Origin of the sequence: Mesorhizobium sp. RCC_202 (genome assembly GCF_041355295.1) — a bacterium.
In the GTDB taxonomy this organism is placed as follows: Bacteria; Pseudomonadota; Alphaproteobacteria; order Rhizobiales; family Rhizobiaceae; genus Mesorhizobium.
In genome coordinates this window covers 845,572-867,985 of record NZ_JBFUPO010000001.1, presented here as the reverse complement: position 1 = coordinate 867,985, position 22,414 = coordinate 845,572, and the positions used below count along the sequence as shown (strand labels likewise).

The 22,414-nt window shown below is 63.7% G+C and carries 21 protein-coding genes; 11 read left to right on the top strand and 10 right to left on the bottom strand.

The features are described from left to right. The first annotated feature begins 224 nt into the window (after nt 1-224). From AB6802_RS04080 to AB6802_RS04070, 3 genes are all read left to right on the top strand, one after another. Nucleotides 225-2,390 (top strand): malate synthase G, encoded by a 2,166-nt coding sequence (locus AB6802_RS04080; protein WP_371008725.1) that lies wholly within the window; start codon nt 225-227, stop codon nt 2,388-2,390. Nucleotides 2,391-2,824: 434 nt separating this feature from the next. Next, nucleotides 2,825-3,430, top strand: a complete 606-nt coding sequence (locus tag AB6802_RS04075; RefSeq protein ID WP_371008724.1) for a DUF308 domain-containing protein — start codon at nt 2,825-2,827, stop codon at nt 3,428-3,430. A 31-nt stretch (nt 3,431-3,461) separates the two neighbouring features. Further along, nucleotides 3,462-4,049 (top strand): TetR/AcrR family transcriptional regulator, encoded by a 588-nt coding sequence (locus AB6802_RS04070; protein ID WP_371008723.1) that lies wholly within the window; start codon nt 3,462-3,464, stop codon nt 4,047-4,049. A gap of 54 nt (nt 4,050-4,103) precedes the next feature. On the opposite strand, the gene AB6802_RS04065 is transcribed toward AB6802_RS04070, so the two are convergent. The 3 genes from AB6802_RS04065 to gshB all read right to left on the bottom strand — a co-directional run bounded on the left by AB6802_RS04065 (nt 4,104) and on the right by gshB (nt 7,789). Continuing rightward, a complete protein-coding gene (locus tag AB6802_RS04065) occupies nt 4,104-5,633 on the bottom strand; it encodes a YifB family Mg chelatase-like AAA ATPase (protein WP_371008722.1) in 1,530 nt (509 codons plus the stop codon). A gap of 199 nt (nt 5,634-5,832) precedes the next feature. Beyond that, nucleotides 5,833-6,669, bottom strand: a complete 837-nt coding sequence (locus AB6802_RS04060; RefSeq protein ID WP_371008721.1) for a hypothetical protein — start codon at nt 6,667-6,669, stop codon at nt 5,833-5,835. Nucleotides 6,670-6,847: 178 nt separating this feature from the next. Beyond that, nucleotides 6,848-7,789 (bottom strand): glutathione synthase, encoded by a 942-nt coding sequence (gene gshB, locus AB6802_RS04055; protein WP_371008720.1) that lies wholly within the window; start codon nt 7,787-7,789, stop codon nt 6,848-6,850. A 229-nt stretch (nt 7,790-8,018) separates the two neighbouring features. Here gshB and AB6802_RS04050 point away from each other — a divergent pair, with 229 nt between their 5' ends. Both AB6802_RS04050 and AB6802_RS04045 read left to right on the top strand, forming a co-directional pair. Further along, entirely contained in the window at nt 8,019-9,263 is a 1,245-nt protein-coding gene (locus tag AB6802_RS04050; RefSeq protein ID WP_371008719.1) for a glycosyltransferase family 2 protein, read from the top strand. After that, the gene (locus AB6802_RS04045; protein ID WP_371008718.1) at nt 9,260-9,667 is read left to right on the top strand and encodes a GtrA family protein; all 408 of its coding nucleotides are present in this window, start codon (nt 9,260-9,262) and stop codon (nt 9,665-9,667) included. Before AB6802_RS04050 ends, AB6802_RS04045 begins: the two co-directional genes overlap by 4 nt. Nucleotides 9,668-9,689: 22 nt before the next feature. Here the strand turns inward: AB6802_RS04045 and AB6802_RS04040 are convergent, their stop codons facing one another. Continuing rightward, nucleotides 9,690-10,298: a class I SAM-dependent methyltransferase gene (locus AB6802_RS04040; protein WP_371008785.1), complete on the bottom strand. Its 609-nt coding sequence runs from the start codon at nt 10,296-10,298 to the stop codon at nt 9,690-9,692. Nucleotides 10,299-10,555: 257 nt separating this feature from the next. Here AB6802_RS04040 and AB6802_RS04035 point away from each other — a divergent pair, with 257 nt between their 5' ends. The 6 genes from AB6802_RS04035 to AB6802_RS04010 all read left to right on the top strand — a co-directional run bounded on the left by AB6802_RS04035 (nt 10,556) and on the right by AB6802_RS04010 (nt 16,517). Further along, on the top strand, nt 10,556-11,905 hold the full coding sequence (locus AB6802_RS04035) for a putative bifunctional diguanylate cyclase/phosphodiesterase (protein WP_371008783.1): 1,350 nt from the start codon (nt 10,556-10,558) through the stop codon (nt 11,903-11,905). A 254-nt stretch (nt 11,906-12,159) separates the two neighbouring features. Beyond that, the gene (locus tag AB6802_RS04030; RefSeq protein ID WP_371008717.1) at nt 12,160-12,927 is read left to right on the top strand and encodes an SDR family NAD(P)-dependent oxidoreductase; all 768 of its coding nucleotides are present in this window, start codon (nt 12,160-12,162) and stop codon (nt 12,925-12,927) included. Next, nucleotides 12,924-13,859 (top strand): 2-dehydro-3-deoxygalactonokinase, encoded by a 936-nt coding sequence (locus tag AB6802_RS04025; RefSeq protein WP_371008715.1) that lies wholly within the window; start codon nt 12,924-12,926, stop codon nt 13,857-13,859. The genes AB6802_RS04030 and AB6802_RS04025 overlap by 4 nt, the downstream gene beginning before the upstream one ends. Next, a complete protein-coding gene (locus AB6802_RS04020) occupies nt 13,856-14,494 on the top strand; it encodes a 2-dehydro-3-deoxy-6-phosphogalactonate aldolase (RefSeq protein WP_371008714.1) in 639 nt (212 codons plus the stop codon). The genes AB6802_RS04025 and AB6802_RS04020 overlap by 4 nt, the downstream gene beginning before the upstream one ends. Then, nucleotides 14,494-15,366: an SMP-30/gluconolactonase/LRE family protein gene (locus AB6802_RS04015; RefSeq protein WP_371008713.1), complete on the top strand. Its 873-nt coding sequence runs from the start codon at nt 14,494-14,496 to the stop codon at nt 15,364-15,366. The genes AB6802_RS04020 and AB6802_RS04015 overlap by 1 nt, the downstream gene beginning before the upstream one ends. A gap of 92 nt (nt 15,367-15,458) precedes the next feature. Next, the gene (locus tag AB6802_RS04010) at nt 15,459-16,517 is read left to right on the top strand and encodes a D-alanine:D-lactate ligase-like protein (RefSeq protein ID WP_371008712.1); all 1,059 of its coding nucleotides are present in this window, start codon (nt 15,459-15,461) and stop codon (nt 16,515-16,517) included. 58 nt (nt 16,518-16,575) lie between these two features. On the opposite strand, the gene AB6802_RS04005 is transcribed toward AB6802_RS04010, so the two are convergent. The 6 genes from AB6802_RS04005 to dnaK all read right to left on the bottom strand — a co-directional run bounded on the left by AB6802_RS04005 (nt 16,576) and on the right by dnaK (nt 22,393). After that, a complete protein-coding gene (locus AB6802_RS04005; RefSeq protein ID WP_371008711.1) occupies nt 16,576-16,863 on the bottom strand; it encodes a DUF1330 domain-containing protein in 288 nt (95 codons plus the stop codon). A 36-nt stretch (nt 16,864-16,899) separates the two neighbouring features. Further along, the gene (pyrF, locus tag AB6802_RS04000) at nt 16,900-17,598 is read right to left on the bottom strand and encodes an orotidine-5'-phosphate decarboxylase (protein ID WP_371008782.1); all 699 of its coding nucleotides are present in this window, start codon (nt 17,596-17,598) and stop codon (nt 16,900-16,902) included. 14 nt (nt 17,599-17,612) lie between these two features. Further along, nucleotides 17,613-18,209, bottom strand: a complete 597-nt coding sequence (locus AB6802_RS03995; protein ID WP_371008710.1) for an NADPH-dependent FMN reductase — start codon at nt 18,207-18,209, stop codon at nt 17,613-17,615. A 187-nt stretch (nt 18,210-18,396) separates the two neighbouring features. Next, entirely contained in the window at nt 18,397-19,002 is a 606-nt protein-coding gene (pmtA, locus tag AB6802_RS03990) for a phospholipid N-methyltransferase PmtA (protein ID WP_371008709.1), read from the bottom strand. 142 nt (nt 19,003-19,144) lie between these two features. Further along, nucleotides 19,145-20,275, bottom strand: a complete 1,131-nt coding sequence (dnaJ, locus tag AB6802_RS03985; protein ID WP_371008707.1) for a molecular chaperone DnaJ — start codon at nt 20,273-20,275, stop codon at nt 19,145-19,147. 201 nt (nt 20,276-20,476) lie between these two features. After that, a complete protein-coding gene (gene dnaK / locus AB6802_RS03980; protein ID WP_371008706.1) occupies nt 20,477-22,393 on the bottom strand; it encodes a molecular chaperone DnaK in 1,917 nt (638 codons plus the stop codon). Nucleotides 22,394-22,414: the final 21 nt, after the last annotated feature.

The window sequence follows — 22,414 nt, the reverse complement described above, 5'->3', positions numbered from 1 at the left end:
TTCTACGGGGAGAAGGTGCCCGAAGGGCGAATGAGGGGCAGCGCCAGCCAGCGCGATTTCGCGGCACCGCCTACTTTACGGAATGCCGCGCCGCCCCTCATCTGGCTGCCGCCATCTTCTCCCCGTAGAACGGGGAGAAGACATCCTACACCCTAAGCCGAATTGACCCCGCGACCCCAAACATGCCAAAGGCCCGGCAAAGCCTACCATCTGGAGACGCGCTGATGACCAACCGCATCGAGATCGCCGGGTTGCAAATCGCCCGCGAGCTGCATGACTTCGTCGCCAACGAAGCCGTGGCCGGCACCGGCATCGACGCGGAACAATTCTGGACCGGCTTTTCGGCGATCGTCCATGATCTGGCGCCGAAGAACCGCGACCTGCTCGCCAAGCGCGACGCCATGCAGGAAAAACTCGATGCCTGGTACCGCGCCAACGGCGCTCCGATCGACATGGAAACCTACAAGAATTTCCTGAAGGAGATCGGCTATCTCGTGCCGGAAGGTCCTGCCTTCTCGGTCAGCACCGTTGATGTCGATCCGGAGATCGCGGTCGTCGCCGGTCCGCAGCTGGTCGTGCCGGTGATGAATGCGCGCTACGCGCTCAACGCCGCCAATGCGCGCTGGGGTTCGCTCTATGACGCGCTCTACGGCACCGATGCCATTCCCGAGACCGGCGGCGCCGAAAAGGGCAAGGGCTTCAACCCGGCGCGCGGCGCCAAGGTCATCGCCTGGGCGAAGGATTTCCTCGACCAGTCGGCGCCGCTGACCCTGGGCAAATGGGCCGGCGTCAACGGGCTGTCGGTGGCGAACGGCGCGCTGAAGCTCGGCGAGGGCGCCAGCACGACCACGCTGGCCGATCCAAAGCAGTTTGCCGGCTATCGCGGCGATGCCGCCAATCCCGAAGCTGTGCTTTTGGTCAAGAACGGCCTGCATATCGAGATCGTGATCGACCGCGCCAACCAAATCGGCAAGACCGATCCGGCCGGCATCGCCGACGTCATCCTGGAATCGGCCTTGACCACCATCCAGGACTGCGAGGATTCGGTCGCCGCGGTGGATGCCGAGGACAAGGTCGTCGTCTACCGCAACTGGCTCGGCCTGATGAAGGGCGACCTCGCCGAAGAGATCACCAAGGGCGGCAAGACCTTCACCCGCACGCTCCACCCCGACCGCCGCTACACAGCAACGAATGGCGGCCAGCTTTTGCTGCCGGGACGCTCGCTGATGCTGGTGCGCAATGTCGGACACCTGATGACCAATCCGGCGATCACCGACCGCGACGGTCATGAAGTGCCGGAAGGCATCATGGATGCAGCGCTCACCGCGCTGATCGCGCTGCACGACGTCGGCGAAAACGGCCGGCGCGCCAATTCCCGCGCGGGTTCGATGTATGTGGTGAAGCCCAAGATGCATGGGCCGGAAGAAGTCGCCTTCGCCGTCGAGATCTTCGACCGCGTCGAGACCTTGCTTGGCATGCCGAAAAACACCATCAAGATGGGCATCATGGACGAGGAGCGGCGCACCACCGTCAACCTCAAGGAGGCGATCCGCGCGGCACGCGAGCGCGTGGTGTTCATCAACACCGGCTTCCTCGACCGTACAGGCGACGAGATCCACACCTCGATGGAAGCCGGCCCGATGATCCGCAAGGGTGACATGAAACAGGCCGCCTGGATTTCCGCCTATGAGGCGTGGAATGTCGACACCGGCTTGGAATGCGGGCTGGCCGGCCATGCGCAGATCGGCAAGGGCATGTGGGCGATGCCGGATCTGATGGCGGCGATGCTGGAACAGAAGATCGCCCATCCGAAGGCCGGCGCCAACACCGCCTGGGTGCCGTCGCCGACGGCGGCGACGCTGCATGCCACGCATTATCACAAGGTCGACGTGCACGCCGTGCAGGCAGCGTTGAAGAGCCGGCCGAAGGCCAAGCTCGACGACATATTGTCGGTGCCGGTAGCCGTGCGGCCGAACTGGACGCCGGACGAGATCCAGCGCGAGCTCGACAACAATGCGCAAGGCATATTGGGTTACGTCGTGCGCTGGATCGACCAGGGCGTCGGCTGCTCCAAAGTGCCCGATATCAACGATGTCGGCCTGATGGAGGATCGCGCCACGCTGCGCATCTCCTCGCAGCACATCGCCAACTGGCTGCGCCACCAGGTCTGCTCGGAGATCCAGGTCCGCGATTCGCTGCAGCGCATGGCGGCAATCGTCGATCGCCAGAATGTCGGCGATCCGCTCTACCGCCCGATGGCGCTGGACTTCGACCAATCGATCGCCTTCCAGGCCGCCTGCGACCTGGTGTTCAAAGGCACCAGCCAGCCCAACGGCTATACCGAACCGGTGCTGCATAAGCGGCGCCTGGAGCTGAAGGCGCAGGACTGAACAAGTAAGGGCAGTGCATCGAAGTCTGCCGCGTTAGGCTGGGATGATCATTCATAGGCCGACGCTGCCCCCTCATTGCCCTGCAGGCATTTCTCCCCGTTTAACGGGGAGAAAGTGGCTGCCGCAACGCCGGCGCTTCCTCTGCTACGCCGCCAATTGGCGAAATCGGGGACGACAAGTCCTTCTCCCCGTTCACGGGGAGAAGATGGCGGCAGCCAGATGAGGGGCGGCGCTAGCCTCTGCCGGGCAGACATTTTCCCGAGCAGGCCGGCGGCGCCGTCGACCGCCTTGTCCGGCGGCACGATTGGTCAATGCGCAAGCACAAGCGAGCATCGATCACATAAACGAGAGGGTGATCGCCAATCGGCCGTGGACGTCTTGACGACCTGCAGGCTACCTACTAGTTGGTAGGCAGTTGAACGAGAGACCCCATCATGCTTGAACAAATGAACGATCAGAGCCGCGCCCCGTCATCAAACGCCCTATCTTCAGGTGCTTGGCTCAAAACCTACTATTATCTCCGGTTCGCCGTATCGGCAGCCTGGGTTGCGGCGGCTTTCACCGTCGCGAAAAGCAGCCCACCGGTCGCCGCAATCATGCTGGTTGCCTACCCCGCATGGGACGCGCTTGCGAATTACGTCGACGCCCGGCGCACCGGCGGGCTCGGCCGTAACACGTCGCAGTTGCTGAATTTCGTTGTCAGCATCATTACCGCGATTGCAATTGCCATCGCGCTTGGCCACAGCATGAACGCAGTGCTCTCGGCCTATGGCGTCTGGGCCGTTGTCTCCGGCGCGCTTCAGCTCGTGACCGCGGCGCGGCGCTGGAAGACCAACGGTGCGCAATGGGCGATGATCCTGAGCGGCGCCCAATCGGCGCTGGCAGGTCTCTTCTTCGTGAAGATGGCCGGCGGCACTGAGATCATTGGCATCGCCAACATCGCGCCCTATGCCGCGTTTGGCGCTTTCTACTTCCTCGTGTCGGCCATATGGCTGTCGGTCGGCGACGCTCGTCGCAAGTCGACTCGTGCCGTAAGCTAAGATAGCGACAGCTCTCTGCTGGAAGCAAGTTATGAGCAAGCCTTCGACCACTGCCGATGACATCCTGGCCGCCGCGCGAACCTTCATCGTCGCCGGCGGCTACAACGGCTTCAGCTATGCTGATATCGCTGAAGTGATCGGCATCCGCAAAGCCAGTATCCATCACCATTTCCCCAGCAAGGCCGACCTCGTCCGGACGCTGGTCAAGCGCTACCTCGAGGACGCTGTCACAGGGTTCGCAGAGCTTGAGCGCAATGTATCCGAACCGGCTGAGCTGCTTCGGATCTACGCCGGCTTCTGGGCCCAATGCATCGAGGATGCGAGCAGGCCGTTCTGCGTCTGCGCGCTGCTTGCCAGCGAGCTTCCCGCCCTGCCGCCGGAAGTCGCCGTGGGAGTGAAGGCCTATTTTCAGTTTCTCTCGGGATGGCTGACAGGCGTCATCGAGCGCGGCGCCGAGCAAGGCACACTGACGGTCTCCGCTTCGCCGCGCATCGAGGCCGAAGCCTTCATGGCGACCGTGCACGGCGCGATGCTTTCCGCGCGGGCTTACGGCGATGTCTTGACCTTCGGCATGATCCTGACGCCGACGCTGCGGAAGCTGATCCCCGCAACCGATTGACGGGAGCGAGGAAAGGGCGGTCAGCATCGGCGCGCTTGCGGCGTCTTTTCGCAGCTACGCCGCCTGCGCCATCCGCTCCGCGCTCATCCGGTAGGAGATCGCTTCGGCCAGATGGATACGGCCGACCGTCTCGCTGGCGTCGAGGTCGGCCAGCGTGCGCGCCACTTTCAGCACGCGGTGATAGGCCCGCGCCGAAAAACCGAGTTTCTCGCTGGCGTCCTTGAGCAGCGTCAGCCCGGCCGAATCCGGCCTGGCGATCGCCTCGATGATCGACGGCGGGCAATGCGCGTTGGTGGTAGCCGCGGCGCCGAGCTTCTCCAGCCGTTCGCGCTGCATGGCCCGCGCCCGCGCCACGCGCTGCGCCACAGCCGCACTGATTTCGGCCTTGTCCGGCCGGATCAGGTCGCTTGCCGAAACCGCCGGCACTTCGATGCGAAGGTCGATGCGGTCGAGCAATGGGCCGGAGATGCGCGCCTGGTAATCGGTGCGGCAGCGGTCGCCGCGCAGGCAGCGATAGCCCGGCTCTCCCGACATGCCGCAGCGGCACGGGTTCATCGCCGCCACCAGCTGGATGCGCGCCGGATAGGTGACACGGTGGTTGGCGCGCGCAATCATGCAGTCGCCGGTTTCCAGCGGCTGGCGCAGCGCGTCCAGCGTCTGCGGCGCGAATTCCGGGAATTCGTCGAGGAAGAGAACGCCATTATGGGCGAGCGAGACTTCGCCTGGTCGTGCGCGTATGCCGCCGCCGACCATCGCCGCCATCGAGGCCGAATGGTGCGGCGCGCGGAACGGCCGCCGGTCGGTCAGCTTGCCCTCGCCGAGCTCGCCGGCGACGGAAGCGATCATCGACACTTCGAGCAGCTCCTTCGGCGCCAGCGGCGGCAGGATTGAAGGCAGGCGCTGCGCCAGCATCGATTTACCGGCACCTGGCGGGCCGACCATCAGCAGGTTGTGGCCGCCGGCCGCCGCCACTTCCAGCGCCCGCTTCGCGCTCTCCTGGCCCTTGATGTCGGCGAGGTCCGGCAGGTCGCGCGCCGCGACCTGGATGCCGGCCTCCGGCCGCGACAGCACCTGCGTGCCGCGGAAATGGTTGGCGATGGCAATCAGGCTGCGCGGCGCCAGAATATCGAAGTCCTTACCCGCCCAGGCCGCTTCCGGCCCGCAGGCAAAGGGGCAGATCAGCCCCTTGCCTTCGGCATTGGCGCCGATCGCCGCCGGCAGAGCTCCGGCAACCGCCGCGGTCATGCCATCGAGCGACAGTTCACCGAGCACGACATAGCCGGCCAGCATATCGCCCGGAATGGCGCCAAGGGCTGCCATCAGGCCGAGCGCGATCGGCAGGTCGTAATGGCTGCCTTCCTTCGGCAGGTCCGCCGGCGCCAGGTTGACCGTGACCTTCTTCGACGGCATCGACAGGCCCGACGCATGCAGCGCTGCCTGCACGCGTTCACGGCTTTCCGCGACCGCCTTGTCCGGCAGGCCGACGATCTGCATGCCGACCTTGCCCGGCGCGATCATCACCTGGACATCGACGGGCACGGCCTCGATGCCCTGGAATGCCACCGTGCGAACCCGCGCCACCATGTTTAACAAGCCCCCGATGCCGGCCCGCGCGTGGTTCTACGATCAATCCGCGAGTGGGCTCGGCTCAGACAACCACAGATTTACGGCTTAGGCAAGAACATTACAGGAACAAATGATACGGCCCGAGGCGAATGTCCAGGCCGTTGCGCACCCAGGCCGGATCGTTGAAGGGCCCAGGCGCGATGCAACGCGGGTGGGCTCATTGCGTGCCAGAGAACCCGCACTGTTTCTGTTCCATATCGATCTGCTTCGTGATGCGAATGGCGTTTTGTGCGTAGGCCTCCGTCACGGAGCCGCTGTTGACGGTCTTGTCCTTCAGCGGACTCACGGCTGCGCAGAGGTGGAAAACATGCGGCTCCGAGGACTTCGCGGCTCCGTTTTCCGGGGCGATCCAGTACACGATATCCTGACCGGCGGGGTGGCTCGCGTCCTTCGTCGCCGCTGTCACCGCGGCAGTGTCCGTGGCGATCTCCTGCGCCTGGGCGGCGACCTCGGGCGAACAGGCCGTGGTTGGCTGCCCGGCCCTGATCTGGGTCGCGCACGCATTCATGTCCTGGGTGTACTGCTCGACCGACGGGGGCTTGAAGCTGACCCCCATCACCGTCGCCAGCACCGCCAGCACAGCACCGACGCCGCCGGCAACCTTCTTGGTCCGCGGGTCCATGTTCTTGTCGGTGAGGATAAGGAGGACCAACGGGAGGAAGGCGATCAGCGTGATGATCGCGCCGAGCTGGTTTTGGAAGAAGAACCTTGCCGTGTCGGATGCGCTTGCCGGGTCGTGCCGGTTGGCTGCTTTCCACAGCAAGTTACCGGCGATTGCGAAAATCGCGATTCCCACCAGAATGCCGATCAGCAGCGGCAGGTTGCCATGGTCGAACTTGTGCTGGTAGAGCAGAACGATCCCGGCGATCTCGCCGCCAATGGCCACGATCCAACACAGCACGGCGAAAAGGCGCAGCCGCGCTGCGGAGGACTTCTGACCCTGCGTTGCTTGCCAATCCTTGGTAACGTCTGCGGCCGGCTTGTTGTCGGTCATAATCAGGTTCCCCGATATCGACACTTTTACGGGCGCGGCGGCAAAATCGAAAGGCCAACCCGCCCGTGCAGCGTCATTGAACGAACGTCGTCATCGCCTGCCTCGGCAACGCGGCGAACCTGCGGGCGCCACGGCAGGCCCTATCCATATTGCGCATCAGGGAGTGCGTCCATACCCGCTAGCGCCGCTTCCCTTCCACCGCGTCCCAGAACAGGGCCGCGATATCCGCGCCGCCGAAGCGCTGCACCTCGCGCACGCCGGTCGGCGAGGTGACGTTGATCTCGGTCATGTAGTCGCCGATCACATCGATGCCGACCAGGATGAAGCCGCGCTCTTTCAGGGCCGGGCCGATGCGGGCGCAGATTTCGCGCTCGCGCTCGGTAAGCTCTGTTTTCTCGGCGCGGCCGCCGACATGCATGTTGGAGCGGGAATCGTGGTCGGCCGGCACGCGGTTGATGGCGCCGACCGGCTCGCCGTCGATCAGGATGATGCGCTTGTCGCCCTTGCGCACGTCCTTCAGGTAGCGCTGCACGATATAGGGCTCGCGCGACAGCTGGCCGAACATTTCGAGCAGCGAGGCGAGGTTGCGGTCATCCTCCTTGAGATGGAAGATGCCGGCGCCGCCATTGCCGTAGAGCGGCTTGACGATGATATCGCCGAACGCCTTGCGGAACGCAGCGACCTCCTGCGGGTCCTTGGTGATCAGCGTCTCCGGCATCAGGTCGGGAAACTCGGTGACGAAGATCTTCTCAGGGCTGTTGCGCACCCAGGCCGGGTCGTTGACCACCAGCGTCTTCGGGTGGATGCGCTCCAATATATGCGTGGTGGTGATGTAATTCATGTCGAAGGGCGGGTCCTGACGAAGCAGGATCACGTCCATTTCCGAGAGATCGGTGCGCACCGTCTCGCCGAGCGAGAAATGGTTGCCCTTCTCGTCGCGCACCTGCATCGCCTCGACGCGCGCGAACACCTTGCCACCCAGCATCGACAACCGGTCGGGCGTGTAGTGGAAAAGCTTGTGGCCGCGCCGCTGCGCCTCCAGCGACAGCGCAAACGAGGTGTCGCCGGCGATCGACACGGTGGAGACGTGATCCATCTGGACGGCTATTCTGAGCGGCATTTGCGGTCTCCGGCGATCCTGTGTGCCGTCGATATACGGAACTCGGCGGCTCCTGCCAATCGCCACATTTTGAAGATTGCTGTCAGGCCACCGCAAGCTCCTAAACCATGAGTTGGAGACAAGATGATGCTGCGCGTCATCGTTTTCTTAAGCCTTGCCATGCAACGGTGACCGTCGAGTGCCGCCCGCCGGACGACGCCGGACGGAAGTCATCGATGGAACAATGACCATGAACGCCGTCACCGCCATCCGCACCGCCGCGGCCGAGGAACTCGAACTCACCATCCTCATGCCGTGCCTCAATGAGGCCGAGACGCTGGCGACCTGTATCCGCAAGGCCAAGGCGTTCCTCGACAGGGCGCGTATCGCCGGTGAGGTGCTGATCGCCGACAATGGCAGCACGGACGGCTCGCAGCAGATCGCGGCCGAAAACGGCGCCCGCGTCGTGCCGGTGCCGCAGAAAGGTTACGGCGCGGCACTTCTCGGTGGCATCAATGCCGCCGGCGGCCGCTACATCATCATGGGCGATGCGGACGACAGTTATGATTTCGGCGCGCTCGAGGCCTTCGTCTCGCGCCTGCGCGACGGCGCGGATCTGGTCATGGGCAACCGTTTCCAGGGGGGCATCGAGCCTGGCGCCATGCCTGCCCTCCACCGCTATCTCGGCAATCCGGTGCTGAGCTTCATCGGCCGCCTGTTCTTTCGCATCAAGACGGGCGACTTCCACTGCGGCCTGCGCGGCTTCAACGCCGAGCGCATCAGGGCGCTCGACCTGCAGACGAGCGGCATGGAATTCGCCAGCGAGATGGTGGTTCGCAGCGCCCTTGCCGACCTCCGCATCGAGGAAGTCCCGACCACGCTGAAGCCCGATGGCCGCAGCCGTGCGCCGCATCTGCGGACCTGGCGGGACGGCTGGCGTCATCTGAAATTCCTGCTGGTGCACAACCCGCGCTGGATGTTCTTCATCCCCGGCACGGTCTTGCTCAGCCTTGGCGCGTCGCTGGTGACGCTGCTGTTGCTGGGACCGCTGCAGGTGATCGACAATTTGTCGCTCGACATCAACACATTCGTCGCCGCCTGCTTCATGGTCGTCGTTGGCGTCCAGCTCATCACGTTCGGCGCCATTTCGCGTTATTACGCCGAGATAACCGGCATCCTGCCGCGCAACAAACGATCGGACTGGCTGACCAGCACGCTCAGCACCGACCGTCTGGCCGGCAATGCCGGCATCTGCTTCGCCGGCGGCGCGCTGTTTTTCGGCTACGCGCTGTGGTGTTGGGCGAGCCGTGGCTTCGGTCCTTTGCAGGATCCCGAAATTCCGCGCATTGTCGTGCTGGGACTCAGCCTGATCGTTATTTCACTGCAATCGTTCTTCTCGGCCTTCTTGCTGGGTGTTCTCGAGATCCCGGTAAAGCGGCTGAAAGCAGCCCAGGCCGGGCGGCCGGCCGAGTCGGTCCTATCTGCCGAAAAATGAACGGGCTTGCGCGAAAATTGGCCACGGCGCGATTTGTCCGGTTCGCCGTGGTCGGCATTGGCGCGGCGCTGATGTTTTTTGTGTTGTCGTGGGCCCTGGTTTCGGCCGGGGTGCCACCGTTTGCCGGCAGCGTCATCGCCTATCTGCTGGCGTTCGTCATGGCCTATTCGGCACAGCGCAGCTGGACCTTCGAAGGACGGCACGGCCATGGCCGCGCCTTTCCGCGCTATCTCGCCACCCAACTGGTCTGCGCGCTGTTTGCGGGTCTGTCCGCCCATGTCGCCGTGTCGGTATTTTCCGCGCCGCCGCTGGTCATGTCAGCCGTCATCACGCTCGCCGCGGGCGCGGCGAGCTATGTGCTTTCATCGGTCTGGGTGTTTCGCGACGATCAGAAAGCCGTGTGAAGCTTCGATCGCTGCCAGCCGCTCATCGAAGCGCCGCGACGAAGTGCAGGCCCCTGTCGAACAAAAGGTTCGCCGGGAACGGATAAAGCGCCAGGTTCTCGCGCCAGGCCTGGGCCTTGAGCCCCACCTGATCGAAAATCGCATTCCATTCCCGCTTGGACAGATAGTTGTAGGGCAGCCTTACGTCGTGGCCCCTGTTTCCCACCCAGTCCATGAACCTGAGCGTGCTGTAGGCCAAGGGCCCGTCGCGCAGATGGTCCTTGATGACGACGCCCTTGCGGGCGACCCTGGCGGCCTCGGCGACAAGATGGCCGGGATTGTCGGTATGGTGGAGAACGTCGACGATGGTCACCCAGTCGAACGATCCGGAAGCCGCCGGTATCGTCGTGCCGTCGAAAATCTCCACGGGGATGGCTGTGCGCGGACGGAGAAAAACATCGATCCCGCGAAAATTCAGCCCTGGTTTCCTGTCCATCACCGCCTTCGCGAGGGAACCATCTCCGCAGCCGAGGTCGAGAACGGTGCCCTCGGCGCCCAGCACGGCGCCGATATGTTCGGAGAGAACCCGGATGCGGCGTTGAAACACGGCCCGGTCGTGCGCCGCGTTCAGTATCTTTTTCTCGATCGCCATCACACTCATACCCGGCCCCGAACTGGTTATTCATTTTCCGGTCTGGAACATATTTGTGATTGGCAAACAAAGCGTTTCGCACATTAGAAGTTGCGTATAATCGAGTATCAATAGCGATCTGCCATCTTGCGTGAAGATGAAGCCGCTTCTACCGGGCGCATAGCCGTTCCGATCATGGAAAAATCGATTTTCCGATACGTTTCCTAAACGCTTTGCTGCCAGTCTGACCGCAAATACCGACATCAGACAGGGACATGATGCAAACGACGTTTGGCACTGGGCAGCCAGGCAAGGAAAATACGGATCTGGCCTTCACCGATTCGTTGACCGGACTTGGCAACCATCGTCGCTTCTACGACAAGGTCGATCGCCTGATCAGCGATCGCGCCGACGATCCCGCGCCCTTCACGGTCGGCATCCTCGACCTCGACGGCTTCAAGCCGATCAACGACCTCTTCGGCCACAAGGCGGGCGACGACATCCTGATCCAGGTGGCGATGCGGCTGCGCGCCTCGATGGACGGCCACTCCACCGTCTGCCGCATCGGCGCCGACGAATTCGCCTTCCTGTACCCGATGGTGTTCTCCGAAGATCAGGCGGCCGAGAAATCACGCATGCTGATCGAGATCCTGTCGGCGCCTTACGATGTCGGCGAGCGTACCGCCAGGCTTTCCGCCTCGGTTGGCTGCTCGCTGTTTTATTCCGGCGACGAAACCACCGAGATCCTCATCAACAAGGCCGAAACCGCGCTCTACCACGCCAAGCGTTCGGGCCGCGGCCGCGTTGTCGTCTACACCCGCGAGATGGAGGAAGCCGCCAAGCGCGTCACCCGCATCGAGCAGGCGCTGCGCCGCGCCGTCTCGGCCGGCGAGGTCGAGCCGCATTTCCAGCCCATCGTCGATTTGAACAGCCGTCGCACCATCGGCTTCGAGACGCTGGCGCGCTGGACCGACCGCGATCTCGGCGTCGTGCCGCCATCCGTCTTCATCCCGATCGCCGAGGAACGCGGCATCATCGGCCCGTTGTCGCAGCTGGTGCTGCGCAAGGCCACCGAAGCGGCGCGCAGCTGGCCGAAGGAGCTGTTCCTGTCCTTCAACCTGTCGCCTTCGCAGCTCGTCGACCAGAACACCGGCCTGCATATATTGGCGATTCTCGACCGCACCGGTTTCGATCCGCGCCGGCTGGAGATCGAGATCACCGAGACCGGCCTGATGAACGATCCGGCCTCGGCCGAGAAGATCGTCGAGGATCTGCGCCGCGTCGGCATCCGCGTTTCGCTCGACGATTTCGGCACTGGACAGTCTTCGCTCGGCCGTCTTCGCGAATTCCATTTCGATAAGCTCAAGATCGATCGGGCCTTCGTCTCCTCTATCCTTGACGACCGGCCGTCGGAACACATCATCCGCGCCATCCTGGCCATGTGCGAGGGACTCGGCATGGATGTCGTCGCCGAAGGCATCGAGGATGAGGCCCAGGCCGACCGCCTGGTCCAGTTCGGCTGCGCCGGCGGGCAGGGCTATCTGTTCGGCAAGCCGGTCGATGCCGACGCCACGCTCGGCTACCTGCGCGATTCCTATCGCGGCGCGCTGCACGCCAAGGCGATCTGACCGCGCTGTCGAGGGTCGGCCGACCTGCCGGCGCCGCTTTGGCGGCACCGATCATTTGTCGGACATAATGTCGGAAATCCCGCGTTTCTCCCCTTGCCCTCGCGTTTTGTCTGGATAGGATGCGCGCCGACTAGAGCAATTCCAGGAAAAGTGTGATCGGTTTTCCGTCCGGAATTGCGTGAAAACAAGGAGATAGAGCGGTTCGCCGTTTCTGTGAAACGGTGAAATGCTCTTAAGGCAGGGAGAAAGAGAAGATGATGCCATCGGCGCGTTTTGCCGACCTCGACGGCGCCTCGGTGCTTATCACCGGTGGCGGTTCCGGCATCGGCGCCGCGTTGACGGAAGGCTTTCTGCGCCAGGGCGCCAAGGTCGCTTTCATCGACATCGCCGAGCAGCCGAGCACCGCCCTTGCCGACCGCCTTGAAAAAGAGCTTGGCCGGCGTCCGCTCTACCTCAAGGCTGATCTTCGCGACATCGAGGCACTGCGTGCTGCTGTCGCCAAGGCGGCGCAAGCGCATAGCGATGTGACCGTGCTGATCAACAATGCCGCGCTCGACGACCGCCATGCCGTGGAAGACGTCACGGTCGAGTATTGGGACAACAGTCTGGCGATCAATTTGCGACCGCATTTCTTCACCGCGCAGGCCGTGGCGCCCGGCATGAAGCGCGCCGGCGGCGGCTCGATCATCAACTTCACCTCCACCTCCTATCTGATCAACCACCCTGGTATGCCGGCCTATACCGCCGCCAAGGCCGGTATCCTTGGCCTCACGAAAGGCCTTGCCGGCAAACTCGGCGCCGACCGTATCCGCGTCAACGCGGTAGCGCCCGGTTGGGTCATCACCGACCGCCAGCGCGAGCTCTGGGTGACCGACCAGGGCCTCGCCGCCCATGTCGCCAAACAGTGCATCAAGGAGGTCATGCAAGCCGACGATATGGTGGGCACGGTGCTGTTCCTGGCATCGGACGCCTCGCGCATGCTCACCGCCCAGATGCTGATCGTCGACGGAGGTTTCCTGTGAGCGGCGCCCCTGCGGTTGCGGCGCTCGACTGGGGCACGACGCGGCTCAGGGCATGGCTGCTAGACGGCGCCGGCAAGTTGCTGGCCGAACGCCGCGGCGACGACGGCCTGATCACCGCGCGCGAAAAAGGGTTTTCGAACGTGCTGGAGGGCCATTTGGCCGCCATGGGCGCGCCGGACGCGCTGCCGGTGATCATCTGCGGCATGGCCGGCTCCCGCCAGGGCTGGATCGAAGCGTCTTACGTCACCGTGCCGGCGCCGATCGGCGCCATTTTGCGCGGCGCCGCCCGCATCGCGAACTCGAGCCGCGACATCCGCATCGTGCCGGGCCTTGCCCAGCGCCTTGCCGACGCGCCGGATGTCATGCGTGGCGAGGAAACGCAGCTCGCTGGCGCCGGTTTGCCGGCTAAGGGACGTCATCTCGTCTGCATGCCGGGCACGCATTCGAAATGGGTCGCGGTCGAGAACGGCGCGGTCGAAGGTTTCGGCACCTGGCCGACCGGCGAGCTGTTCTCGGTGCTTTCCGCCCATTCGATCCTGAAACATTCGCTCGGCGAACATCCGGCGACCGTCACGGCCGACAGCCCGTTCTTCCGGCAATGGTGCAGCCAAGCGCTGGGCGAGGGCGGCGATATCAGCTCGAAACTGTTTGCCATCCGCGCCGCCGGTCTCTTGCAGGACCTGAAGGCCGAGGATGCAGCAGCATGCCTGTCAGGGCTCCTGATCGGCGGCGAAATCGCTTCGGCGAAGCGCCGCTATGGCGTAAGTGATGAGCCTCTGGTGCTGATCGCTTCGGGCGCGTTGGCGACCCTTTATGGCGAAGCGCTCGGCCTCGCCGGCCTTGCTTTCCGCACCGTCGACGCCGATGAAGCGGTGCGCGCCGGTCTCGTCGAGGCAGCGCGCGAGAACGGCATGATTGGAGCCGCGGCATGACGCAGACTGCACGTTTCCCGAAATTGAAGCGCGGCCTCGTCGCCATCCTGCGCGGACTGAAGCCCACCGAAGCGGTGGCGATTGGTCATGCGCTTTACGATGCCGGCATCGAGGCGATCGAGGTGCCGCTCAATTCACCGGAACCGTTTTCCTCGATCGCCGGCATCGTCGAGGCGCTCCCCAAGACCGCGCTGGTCGGCGCCGGTACGGTGCTGACGGCGGCCGATGTCGACGCTTTGCACAAGGCCGGTGGACGCCTGCTGGTCAGCCCCAACATCGACGCCGACGTCATGGACCGCGCGATGCATCACGGCATGGTCACCATGCCCGGCGTGTTCACGCCCACCGAGGCGTTCCAGGCGATCCGGCTTGGCGCGTCGGCGTTGAAATTCTTCCCGGCAAGCGTTCTCGGATCGAGCGGCATCGCGGCCATTCGCGCCGTGCTGCCGGCAACGACGCTGATCGGCGCGGTGGGTGGCGTCTCCGACAAGGACTTTGCCGGCTATAAGGCGGTCGGCGTCAGCGTCTTCGGCCTGGGATCGAGCCTCTACAAGCCGGGCGCTTCGGTAGAGGACGTCAGCCAGCGCGCCCGCGCCGCCGTCGGCGCCTGGGATGAAGCCTTCGGAGGACAGTGATGGACGGCGTTTCGGTTTTTTCCGACCACATCTGCGAACTCGGCGAGGGGCCGAGCTACGACCCCGGCATCGACACGCTGTTCTGGTTCGACATCGTCAACGGCAAGCTCCTGGAAAAGCCGCTTGCCGGCGCGCTGAAGGTGCATGACCTCGGCGTCATGGCCAGCGCCATTGCCGTCATCGACGACAAGCGCCAGCTCATCGCCACCGAGAAGGGCTTGCAGGTCCGCGACGTCGCAACCGGCAAGCTGACGCTGCACACGCCGATCGAGGCCGACAATCCGCTCACGCGCTCCAACGATTCCCGCGTTCATCCGTGCGGCGCCTTCTGGACCGGCACGATGGGCAAGGGCGAGGAGAAGGGCGCCGGCTCGATCTACTGGTTCTTCAAGGGGGAATTGCGCCGGCTGTTTTCCGACATCACCGTTTCCAACTCGATCTGTTTCTCGCAGGATGGCACGATCGCCTACTACACCGACACCGCGACCGGCCTTCTGATGCGGACGGCCTGCGACCCGGCGACGGGGCTGCCGACCGGTGAGCCGAAAGTGTTCGTCGATCACCGTTCATCGAAGGGCTATGTCGACGGCTCCGTCGTCGATCGCGACGGCGTGCTGTGGAACGCCGTCTGGGGCGGCAGGGCGATCAAAGCCTATGCGCCCGACGGCACGCTGCTGCGCGAGATAGCGATGCCGGTGACGCAGGCTTCCTGCCCGGCTTTTGTCGGCGAAAAGGCCGATCGGTTGGCGGTGACATCGGCCTGGAAAGGCAAGGACGACAAGCAGCGCAAGCTCGATCCCCAGGCCGGCATGACCTTCCTGCTCGACATCCCGGTCCGGGGCCGCTTCGAGCCGCGCGTGCTGATCGCCTGAGCTGTCGCGCAACCGCCCGGGCCGGTCGGTTTCCCGCAAGCCGATGGCGCCCGCTATGCGATGCTGCTCCCTGATGTCGTCTGGAGCCTTCGATGCCGCATAACACGCCGACGCTGGTCCTTGTCTACGAGCCGGAAAACGCCTGTTTTGAACGGCTGATCGCCGACGGCCATCCGACGGATCGCGCTTTGGAAATCTCGTCCTACCTGGCGCAATCGACCGATCTCGCGCCCGAGTTCAGCCGGCTTGGCGCAGCCGGCGAAAAGCGCGGCTTCACTTTCAAACCTGTCGAACTCGACGATGCCGTGCCGGTGCTGGCGAAAGCCGATCCCGAAACGACGCTGGTCTGGACGCTGACCGATGGTGTTGCCTATTTCCGTGGCGGCGCGGCACCCGCGCTGGCGCGGCTGAACGGGCTGCGCACCATCGGCGCCGACGATGCGCTGTTTGCGCTCTGCCAGGACAAGCTCCGCTCGGGCGCCGTACTTGGCGCGCTCGGCCTGCCGGCGCCGCAGGCCGGCCTGGCGCGCAATGGCGAATGGCTGGTCGAGCCGCCGGCGTCTTCGGCCGGCTGGTTCGTCAAGCCCAACCGGCTCGGCGCCAAGATCGGCATCTGGTCGGATTCGCGCATCAGCGATCTCGGCCACGCGCGGGAGCTTAGCCGGCGCGTCTTTGCCCATTATCGCGACGATGTCGTCGTCCAGCCCTATGTCGCCGGCCGCAACGTGCGTGCCAGTTTCCTCGGGCTCAAGCCGGAAGCCGGCATCGAGGCTTTGGGCATCTTCTTTGTCGATTCCGGCGGCGATTTCCAGACCATGGCCGACTCGATGGCGCTCTATGGCGACACCGGCCAGGCGGCGAAGGATGCGGGCACCTATGTCGAGCCGGAACTTGAGCCGGTCGCGGCCAGGCAGCCGAACGCCGACCGCAAGATCCGCGCCATCGCGCAAAAACTGATAACCGGCCTTGGCCTGAGGGACGTCTTTTCCGTCGATTTCAGGGTCGAGCCCGACGATACCGTCCACCTCATCGAGTTCGAAGTCTGCCCCGGCCTGCCCTGTTTCGATTTTCGCGATTACTGCCGAAAGCAATGGGGCATGGAACTCGCCGATGCTATGGCCGAGACGGCGGCCAGTCGGTTCTTTGGTTAGAGCGGGCTCGCCACGCGCCTTCCCGTTTTCCGTGAAACGGTGAAGCGCTCCAACGCGTTCAGGCGCCCTCGACCAGCACGATCTCGCCGTCGGCCACTTTCTGGCGGATGGCAACGGCGCGCTGGTATTCCGGCGAATGGTAGCAGTCATGCGCCGCGGCGAGCGATTCGAATTCGATGATGACATTGCGGGCTCGGCCCGGTCCCTCGGCGGCCTCATGCGGACCGCCGCGCGCCAAAAACTTCGCGCCGAAGCGCTCGAAAGCCGGCTTCGAGGCCGCGACATACTCCTTGTAGCCTTCCGGATCGCGCACATCGACCCGGGCGATCCAATATCCCTTCGGCATTCTTTTTCTCCTGCTTGTGTCGCCCGAACGAGGTCCTCAGGCGGATTGCATTTCGGCCAGGATCGCCTCGGCGGCGGCACGCCGGTCCGGCGCCGCCACGACGGGGCGGCCGACGACGAGGTGGCTGGAGCCGTTACGGATCGCCTGGCCGGGGGTCACCACGCGCTTCTGGTCGCCATGATCGCTGCCGGTAGGCCGTATTCCCGGCGTGACCACCGCCATGTCAGGTCCGACGATGCGGCGTACCGCTTCCGCCTCCTCGGCTGAACAGACAACGCCGCCCATACCGGCGTGCAGCGCCTGTTCGGCGCGCCTCAGCACCAGCGTGTGCGGATCATATTCATAGCCGGCGTCGATCATGTCCTGCTCGTCCATCGACGTCAGCACACTGACCGCAAGCAGGCAGAGATCGCTGCCTTTGGCAGACTCCACCGCGGCCCGCATCGCCTTGGGATAGGCGTGGATGGTCAGCATGGTCATGCCCATGCGCACGATGTTCTCGACACCCTTGGCCACCGTGTGGTCGATGTCGAGCAGCTTCATGTCGAGGAAAATCTTGGTCCCGCCGCTGGCAAGCTCGCGGGCGAAGTCGAGACCGCCGGCGAAAGCCAGCTGGTAGCCGATCTTGTAGAAAGAGACGACGCTTTCGAGCTCGCGCACCGCCTGCTCGGCGTCCTTCAGCGTCGGCACGTCGAGGCCGACGATCAACCTGTCGCGCATCGACTTGGCGCGCATCTCCGGCGGCTGATTCATGCGCCGATCCTGGTCGACTTCAAACGCGAGGTTTCGATTAGCGTGCGGCATAGATGCTCCATCGATCTGATCAGTCGTTCGTCCCTGAAATTTCCACCGTCGTCAAAGGCATTGCCGCCTTCGGGCACCGAGCATTCCGGCGTCACCACCTCCATCTGGCAGCGCACCAGCACGGCGCGCAGATGGTTGATGCAGCGTATGCCGGCGAAGGGTCCGTTGGAAGATGAGCAGAGGCCGGCGACCTTGCCGTTGAGCGGCCTGAACGATCGTCCGCCATCCAGGCGCACGCGGCTTGCCCAGTCGATCGTGTTCTTGAGCAGCGGCGGGATCGAGCCATTGTATTCGGGCGTCGCGATCATGATTCCGTCATGCGCGGCGATCATCCGACCGAGCTTGACGGCGTTCTCCGGAACGCCTTTTTCCTTTTCCAGGTCTTCGTCCATGATCGGCAGCGGATAGTCACCGAGCGAGATGCGCGTCACCTCGGCGCCCTGCATGGCGAGTTCCTTCTGCGCCACGTCGGCCGTCTTGCCGCTGAAGGCGCCGCTGCGCACCGAGCCGGCGAAGATGAGGATTTTCGGGATCACTGCCATCGGCCACCCTTGTTCCGGGACAGGTACAGCCAAGGGGCGTTCAAATCAACGGCTGGATAAGGGAGTAAGGGAATAAGGGAATAAGGGAATAAGGGAATAAGGGAATAAGGCAGTAGGGGTATTCAGGGGCATGGAGCTTTTCCATTCCAACTCCCCTACTCCCCTACTGCCTTACTCCCCTCTCAATCTAATGCGCTGCGCGCCGGTAGATCCACAATTGCGTCGGCGGGATGTTGCGGAAGATGAAATCGAAATGCTCGACCGTATAGTCGCCGCGGCCGGCCGGGATCGGCGACAGCGGCCCATAGGTCAATTGCACGATCGGCCGCCCCGCGGGGATGCGGTCGAGCAGGCTTTCGATATAAGCGATGCGCTGGGCGACCGGGAAATTGAGCAGCGGCACGCCGGAGACAACCGAATCGAACACCATGTCGCGCTTCTCGCCGAGCGTGGCGTTGAGATTGAAGGCGTCGCCCTCGATGACATTGACGCCGGGATAGAGGCCGCGCAAATGGCGCACGAAATCCGTTGAATACTCGACCGCGTAAAGATTTTCCGGCTTCACGCCCAAGGCGAGAATAGCGCGGGTGATGACGCCGGTGCCGGGCCCGACTTCAAGCACCGGCAGGCCCGACCGTGGGTTGACGATGGAAGCCATCTTGCGGGCGGTGATGGAACTGGTCGGAACGATCGAACCGACCGTCTTTGGCTTGTCGATCCAGCCTTTGAAGAACTTCAGCTCGTCGTCGAACTTTTCCGCCAGCGCTTTGCGCAATCCGGGACCACGTGCCATCGCGAGCTCTCCTCAATGCTGCGCCCCGACCTGCTACTTAGCAGCTACCTGGGACAAGGCAAGGCGTCGACCTGGCATAAGATGTTGATGACGCTCGGGAAGCGCCCGTTCCGACACCGGTCGCAAGATAGAAATACAGCGATCAGCGCTCGCCGAACGACTCGAAAAAGTCCTTCATCCGGGCGAAAAAGCCGCTCGACTGGGGTGAATTGTCCTTGGATGACAGCTGCTCGAATTCTTCCAGCAGCTCGCGCTGGCGCCGCGTCAGGTTCTGCGGTGTCTCGACTGCGGTCTGGATGTAGAGGTCGCCGATATTGGGCTGGCGCAGCACCGGCATGCCCTTGCCTTTCAGCCGGAACTGGCGGCCGTTCTGCGTGCCTTCGGTCACCTTCACCTTGGTCTGCGAGCCATCAAGCGTGGTGACCTCGAACGACCCGCCCAGGGCGGCGGTTGTCATCGAGATCGGCACCTTGCAGTAAAGATCGGCGCCGTCGCGCTGGAAGAATTCGTGCGGCTTGACAGCCAGGAAGATGTAGAGATCGCCGGACGGACCGCCGCGCAGGCCGGCCTCACCCTCATTGGCAAGCCGGATGCGGGTGCCATCCTCGATACCGGCCGGGATGTTGACCGACAGCGAGCGCTCCTCGGTGACGCGGCCCTGCCCAGCGCATTTCGGGCAGGGGTCCTTGATCGTCTGGCCGCGGCCCTGGCATTGCGGGCAGGTGCGTTCGATCGAGAAGAAGCCTTGCGTCGCCCGCACCTTGCCGTGGCCATGGCACATCGAGCAGGTCACCGGCTGCGTGCCGGGCTTGGCGCCGCTGCCGGAGCATTCAGAGCATGAAATCGAAGCCGGCACATGGATCTGCGCCGTCTTGCCGGCAAAGGCTTCCTCGAGCGTGATTTCCATATTGTAGCGCAGGTCGGCGCCGCGCTCGCGGCCGCCTGACGAGCGGCGCTGGCGGCCGCCCATCATGTCGCCGAAAATATCCTCGAAGATGTCGGCGAAGCCACCGGCGCCAAAACCATGGGCCGCGCCATTCATGCCGCCCTGCTCGAAGGCGGCGTGGCCGAAACGGTCGTAGGCGGCGCGCTTCTGCGGGTCCTTCAGCGTCTCGTAAGCTTCGTTGATTTCCTTGAACTTGTGCTCGCAGGCATTGTCGCCGGGGTTGCGGTCGGGATGGAACTGCATGGCGAGCTTGCGGAAAGCGCTCTTGAGTTCCTTCTCGTCGGCGCCTTTTTGCACGCCCAGCGTTTCGTAGAAATCAGCTTTCATTTTTTCCCGCTGTCCGGATGCTCAATGTCTTCAAGCATTGTTGGCGTCGTTCGCCGGCACTGGTTCGATTTAGGAGCGATGTTGTCCGGATACTAGTGGCGAGCCGAACTCACCGCGTGTTTTTCCGTCACTTTTTTGGCTAAGGTTGCAAAAAAGCCCGGCCTTGCGCCGGGCTTTTCGCTTTATCTGCCGTCAGCCGGCTTAAGCCGACTTCTTCTTGTCGTCGTCTTCGTCGATTTCCTCGAAGTCGGCATCGACCACGTCCGAATCCTTGGCCGCGTCCGCCTTGGCGTCGGCTTCGGCCGCTTCCTTCTGCGAGGCTTCGTACATGGCCTGGCCAAGCTTCATCGAAGCTTCGGCGAGCGACTGCGACTTGGCCTCGATATCGGCCGCGTCGTCGCCCTCGGTAGCAGTCTTCAGCGCGGCAATGGCGTCGGCGATCGCGGTGCGGTCAGCCTCCGAGACCTTGTCGCCATAGTCTTTCAGCGACTTCTCGGACGAATGGACCAGCGCCTCGGCCTGGTTGCGGGCTTCGACGAGGGCGCGGCGCTTCTTGTCCGTCTCGGCATTGGCCTCGGCGTCCTTCACCATCTTCTCGATGTCGGCGTCCGACAGACCGCCGGAAGCCTGGATGCGGATCTGGTGCTCCTTGCCGGTGCCCTTGTCCTTGGCCGAGACGTTGACGATGCCGTTGGCGTCGATGTCGAAGGTGACCTCGATCTGCGGCACGCCGCGCGGCGCCGGCGGGATGCCGACCAGGTCGAACTGGCCGAGCATCTTGTTGTCGGCGGCCATCTCGCGCTCGCCCTGGAAGACGCGGATGGTCACCGCGCTCTGCGAATCCTCGGCGGTCGAGAACACCTGGCTCTTCTTGGTCGGGATCGTCGTGTTGCGCTCGATCAGGCGGGTGAACACGCCACCCAGCGTCTCGATGCCGAGCGACAGCGGCGTCACGTCGAGCAACAGCACGTCCTTGACGTCGCCTTGCAGCACGCCGGCCTGGATGGCGGCGCCGAGAGCGACGACTTCATCCGGGTTGACGCCCTTGTGCGGCTCCTTGCCGAAGAACTGCTTCACGATCTCCTGGATCTTGGGCATGCGGGTCATGCCGCCAACCAGGACCACTTCGTCGATCTCGGCTGCCTTGAGGCCGGCATCCTTGAGCGCCGCCTTGCAGGGCTCGATGGTGCGCTGCACGAGGTCGTCGACCAGGCTCTCGAACTTGGCCCGGGTCAGCTTCATCGTCAGGTGCTTCGGCCCGGTTGCGTCGGCGGTGATGAAGGGCAGGTTGATCTCGGTCTGCGTCGTCGACGACAGCTCGATCTTGGCCTTCTCGGCCGCTTCCTTTAGACGCTGCAGAGCGAGTTTGTCGTTCTTCAGGTCGATGCCCTGTTCCTTCTTGAACTCGGCCGCCAGATACTCGACCAGGCGCATGTCGAAGTCCTCGCCGCCGAGGAAGGTGTCGCCATTGGTCGACTTCACCTCGAACACGCCGTCGCCGATTTCGAGCACGGAGATGTCGAAGGTGCCGCCGCCAAGGTCATAGACGGCGATGGTCTTGCCTTCTTTCTTCTCAAGCCCATAGGCAAGCGCCGCCGCCGTCGGCTCGTTGATGATGCGAAGCACTTCGAGGCCGGCGATCTTGCCGGCGTCCTTGGTCGCCTGGCGCTGGGCGTCGTTGAAATAGGCCGGAACGGTGATGACGGCCTTCTCGACCTTTTCGCCGAGATAGGCTTCCGCCGTTTCCTTCATCTTCTGCAGGATCATGGCCGAGATCTGGCTGGGCGACTGATTCTTGCCGCCGGCCTCGACCCAGGCGTCGCCATTGTCGCCCTTGACGATCTTGTAGGGGACAAGCTTCTTGTCCTTCTCCGTCACCGGATCGTCATAGCGGCGGCCGATCAGGCGCTTGACCGCGAAGATGGTGTTTTCCGGATTGGTGACAGCCTGGCGCTTGGCCGGCTGGCCGACGAGACGTTCGCCGTCGCCACTGATGGCGACGATGGAAGGCGTCGTGCGCGCGCCTTCCGCATTCTCGATCACCTTGGGATCCTTGCCATCCATGATGGCGATGCAGGAATTTGTGGTGCCGAGATCGATACCGATTACTTTTGCCATTGTTCTGGTCTCTCCTCTAAG

Excerpts from the sequence above, each read along its gene's own strand:
- AB6802_RS04080 (WP_371008725.1), top strand. The coding sequence starts at position 225 with ATGACCAACCGCATCGAGATCGCCGGGTTGCAAATCGCCCGCGAGCTG.
- AB6802_RS04075 (WP_371008724.1), top strand. The coding sequence starts at position 2,825 with ATGCTTGAACAAATGAACGATCAGAGCCGCGCCCCGTCATCAAACGCC.
- AB6802_RS04070 (WP_371008723.1), top strand. The coding sequence starts at position 3,462 with ATGAGCAAGCCTTCGACCACTGCCGATGACATCCTGGCCGCCGCGCGA.
- AB6802_RS04065 (WP_371008722.1), bottom strand. The coding sequence starts at position 5,633 with ATGGTGGCGCGGGTTCGCACGGTGGCATTCCAGGGCATCGAGGCCGTG.
- AB6802_RS04060 (WP_371008721.1), bottom strand. The coding sequence starts at position 6,669 with ATGACCGACAACAAGCCGGCCGCAGACGTTACCAAGGATTGGCAAGCA.
- gshB (WP_371008720.1), bottom strand. The coding sequence starts at position 7,789 with ATGCCGCTCAGAATAGCCGTCCAGATGGATCACGTCTCCACCGTGTCG.
- AB6802_RS04050 (WP_371008719.1), top strand. The coding sequence starts at position 8,019 with ATGAACGCCGTCACCGCCATCCGCACCGCCGCGGCCGAGGAACTCGAA.
- AB6802_RS04045 (WP_371008718.1), top strand. The coding sequence starts at position 9,260 with ATGAACGGGCTTGCGCGAAAATTGGCCACGGCGCGATTTGTCCGGTTC.
- AB6802_RS04040 (WP_371008785.1), bottom strand. The coding sequence starts at position 10,298 with ATGGCGATCGAGAAAAAGATACTGAACGCGGCGCACGACCGGGCCGTG.
- AB6802_RS04035 (WP_371008783.1), top strand. The coding sequence starts at position 10,556 with ATGCAAACGACGTTTGGCACTGGGCAGCCAGGCAAGGAAAATACGGAT.
- AB6802_RS04030 (WP_371008717.1), top strand. The coding sequence starts at position 12,160 with ATGATGCCATCGGCGCGTTTTGCCGACCTCGACGGCGCCTCGGTGCTT.
- AB6802_RS04020 (WP_371008714.1), top strand. The coding sequence starts at position 13,856 with ATGACGCAGACTGCACGTTTCCCGAAATTGAAGCGCGGCCTCGTCGCC.
- AB6802_RS04015 (WP_371008713.1), top strand. The coding sequence starts at position 14,494 with ATGGACGGCGTTTCGGTTTTTTCCGACCACATCTGCGAACTCGGCGAG.
- AB6802_RS04010 (WP_371008712.1), top strand. The coding sequence starts at position 15,459 with ATGCCGCATAACACGCCGACGCTGGTCCTTGTCTACGAGCCGGAAAAC.
- AB6802_RS04005 (WP_371008711.1), bottom strand. The coding sequence starts at position 16,863 with ATGCCGAAGGGATATTGGATCGCCCGGGTCGATGTGCGCGATCCGGAA.
- pyrF (WP_371008782.1), bottom strand. The coding sequence starts at position 17,598 with ATGCGCGCCAAGTCGATGCGCGACAGGTTGATCGTCGGCCTCGACGTG.
- AB6802_RS03995 (WP_371008710.1), bottom strand. The coding sequence starts at position 18,209 with ATGGCAGTGATCCCGAAAATCCTCATCTTCGCCGGCTCGGTGCGCAGC.
- pmtA (WP_371008709.1), bottom strand. The coding sequence starts at position 19,002 with ATGGCACGTGGTCCCGGATTGCGCAAAGCGCTGGCGGAAAAGTTCGAC.
- dnaJ (WP_371008707.1), bottom strand. The coding sequence starts at position 20,275 with ATGAAAGCTGATTTCTACGAAACGCTGGGCGTGCAAAAAGGCGCCGAC.
- dnaK (WP_371008706.1), bottom strand. The coding sequence starts at position 22,393 with ATGGCAAAAGTAATCGGTATCGATCTCGGCACCACAAATTCCTGCATC.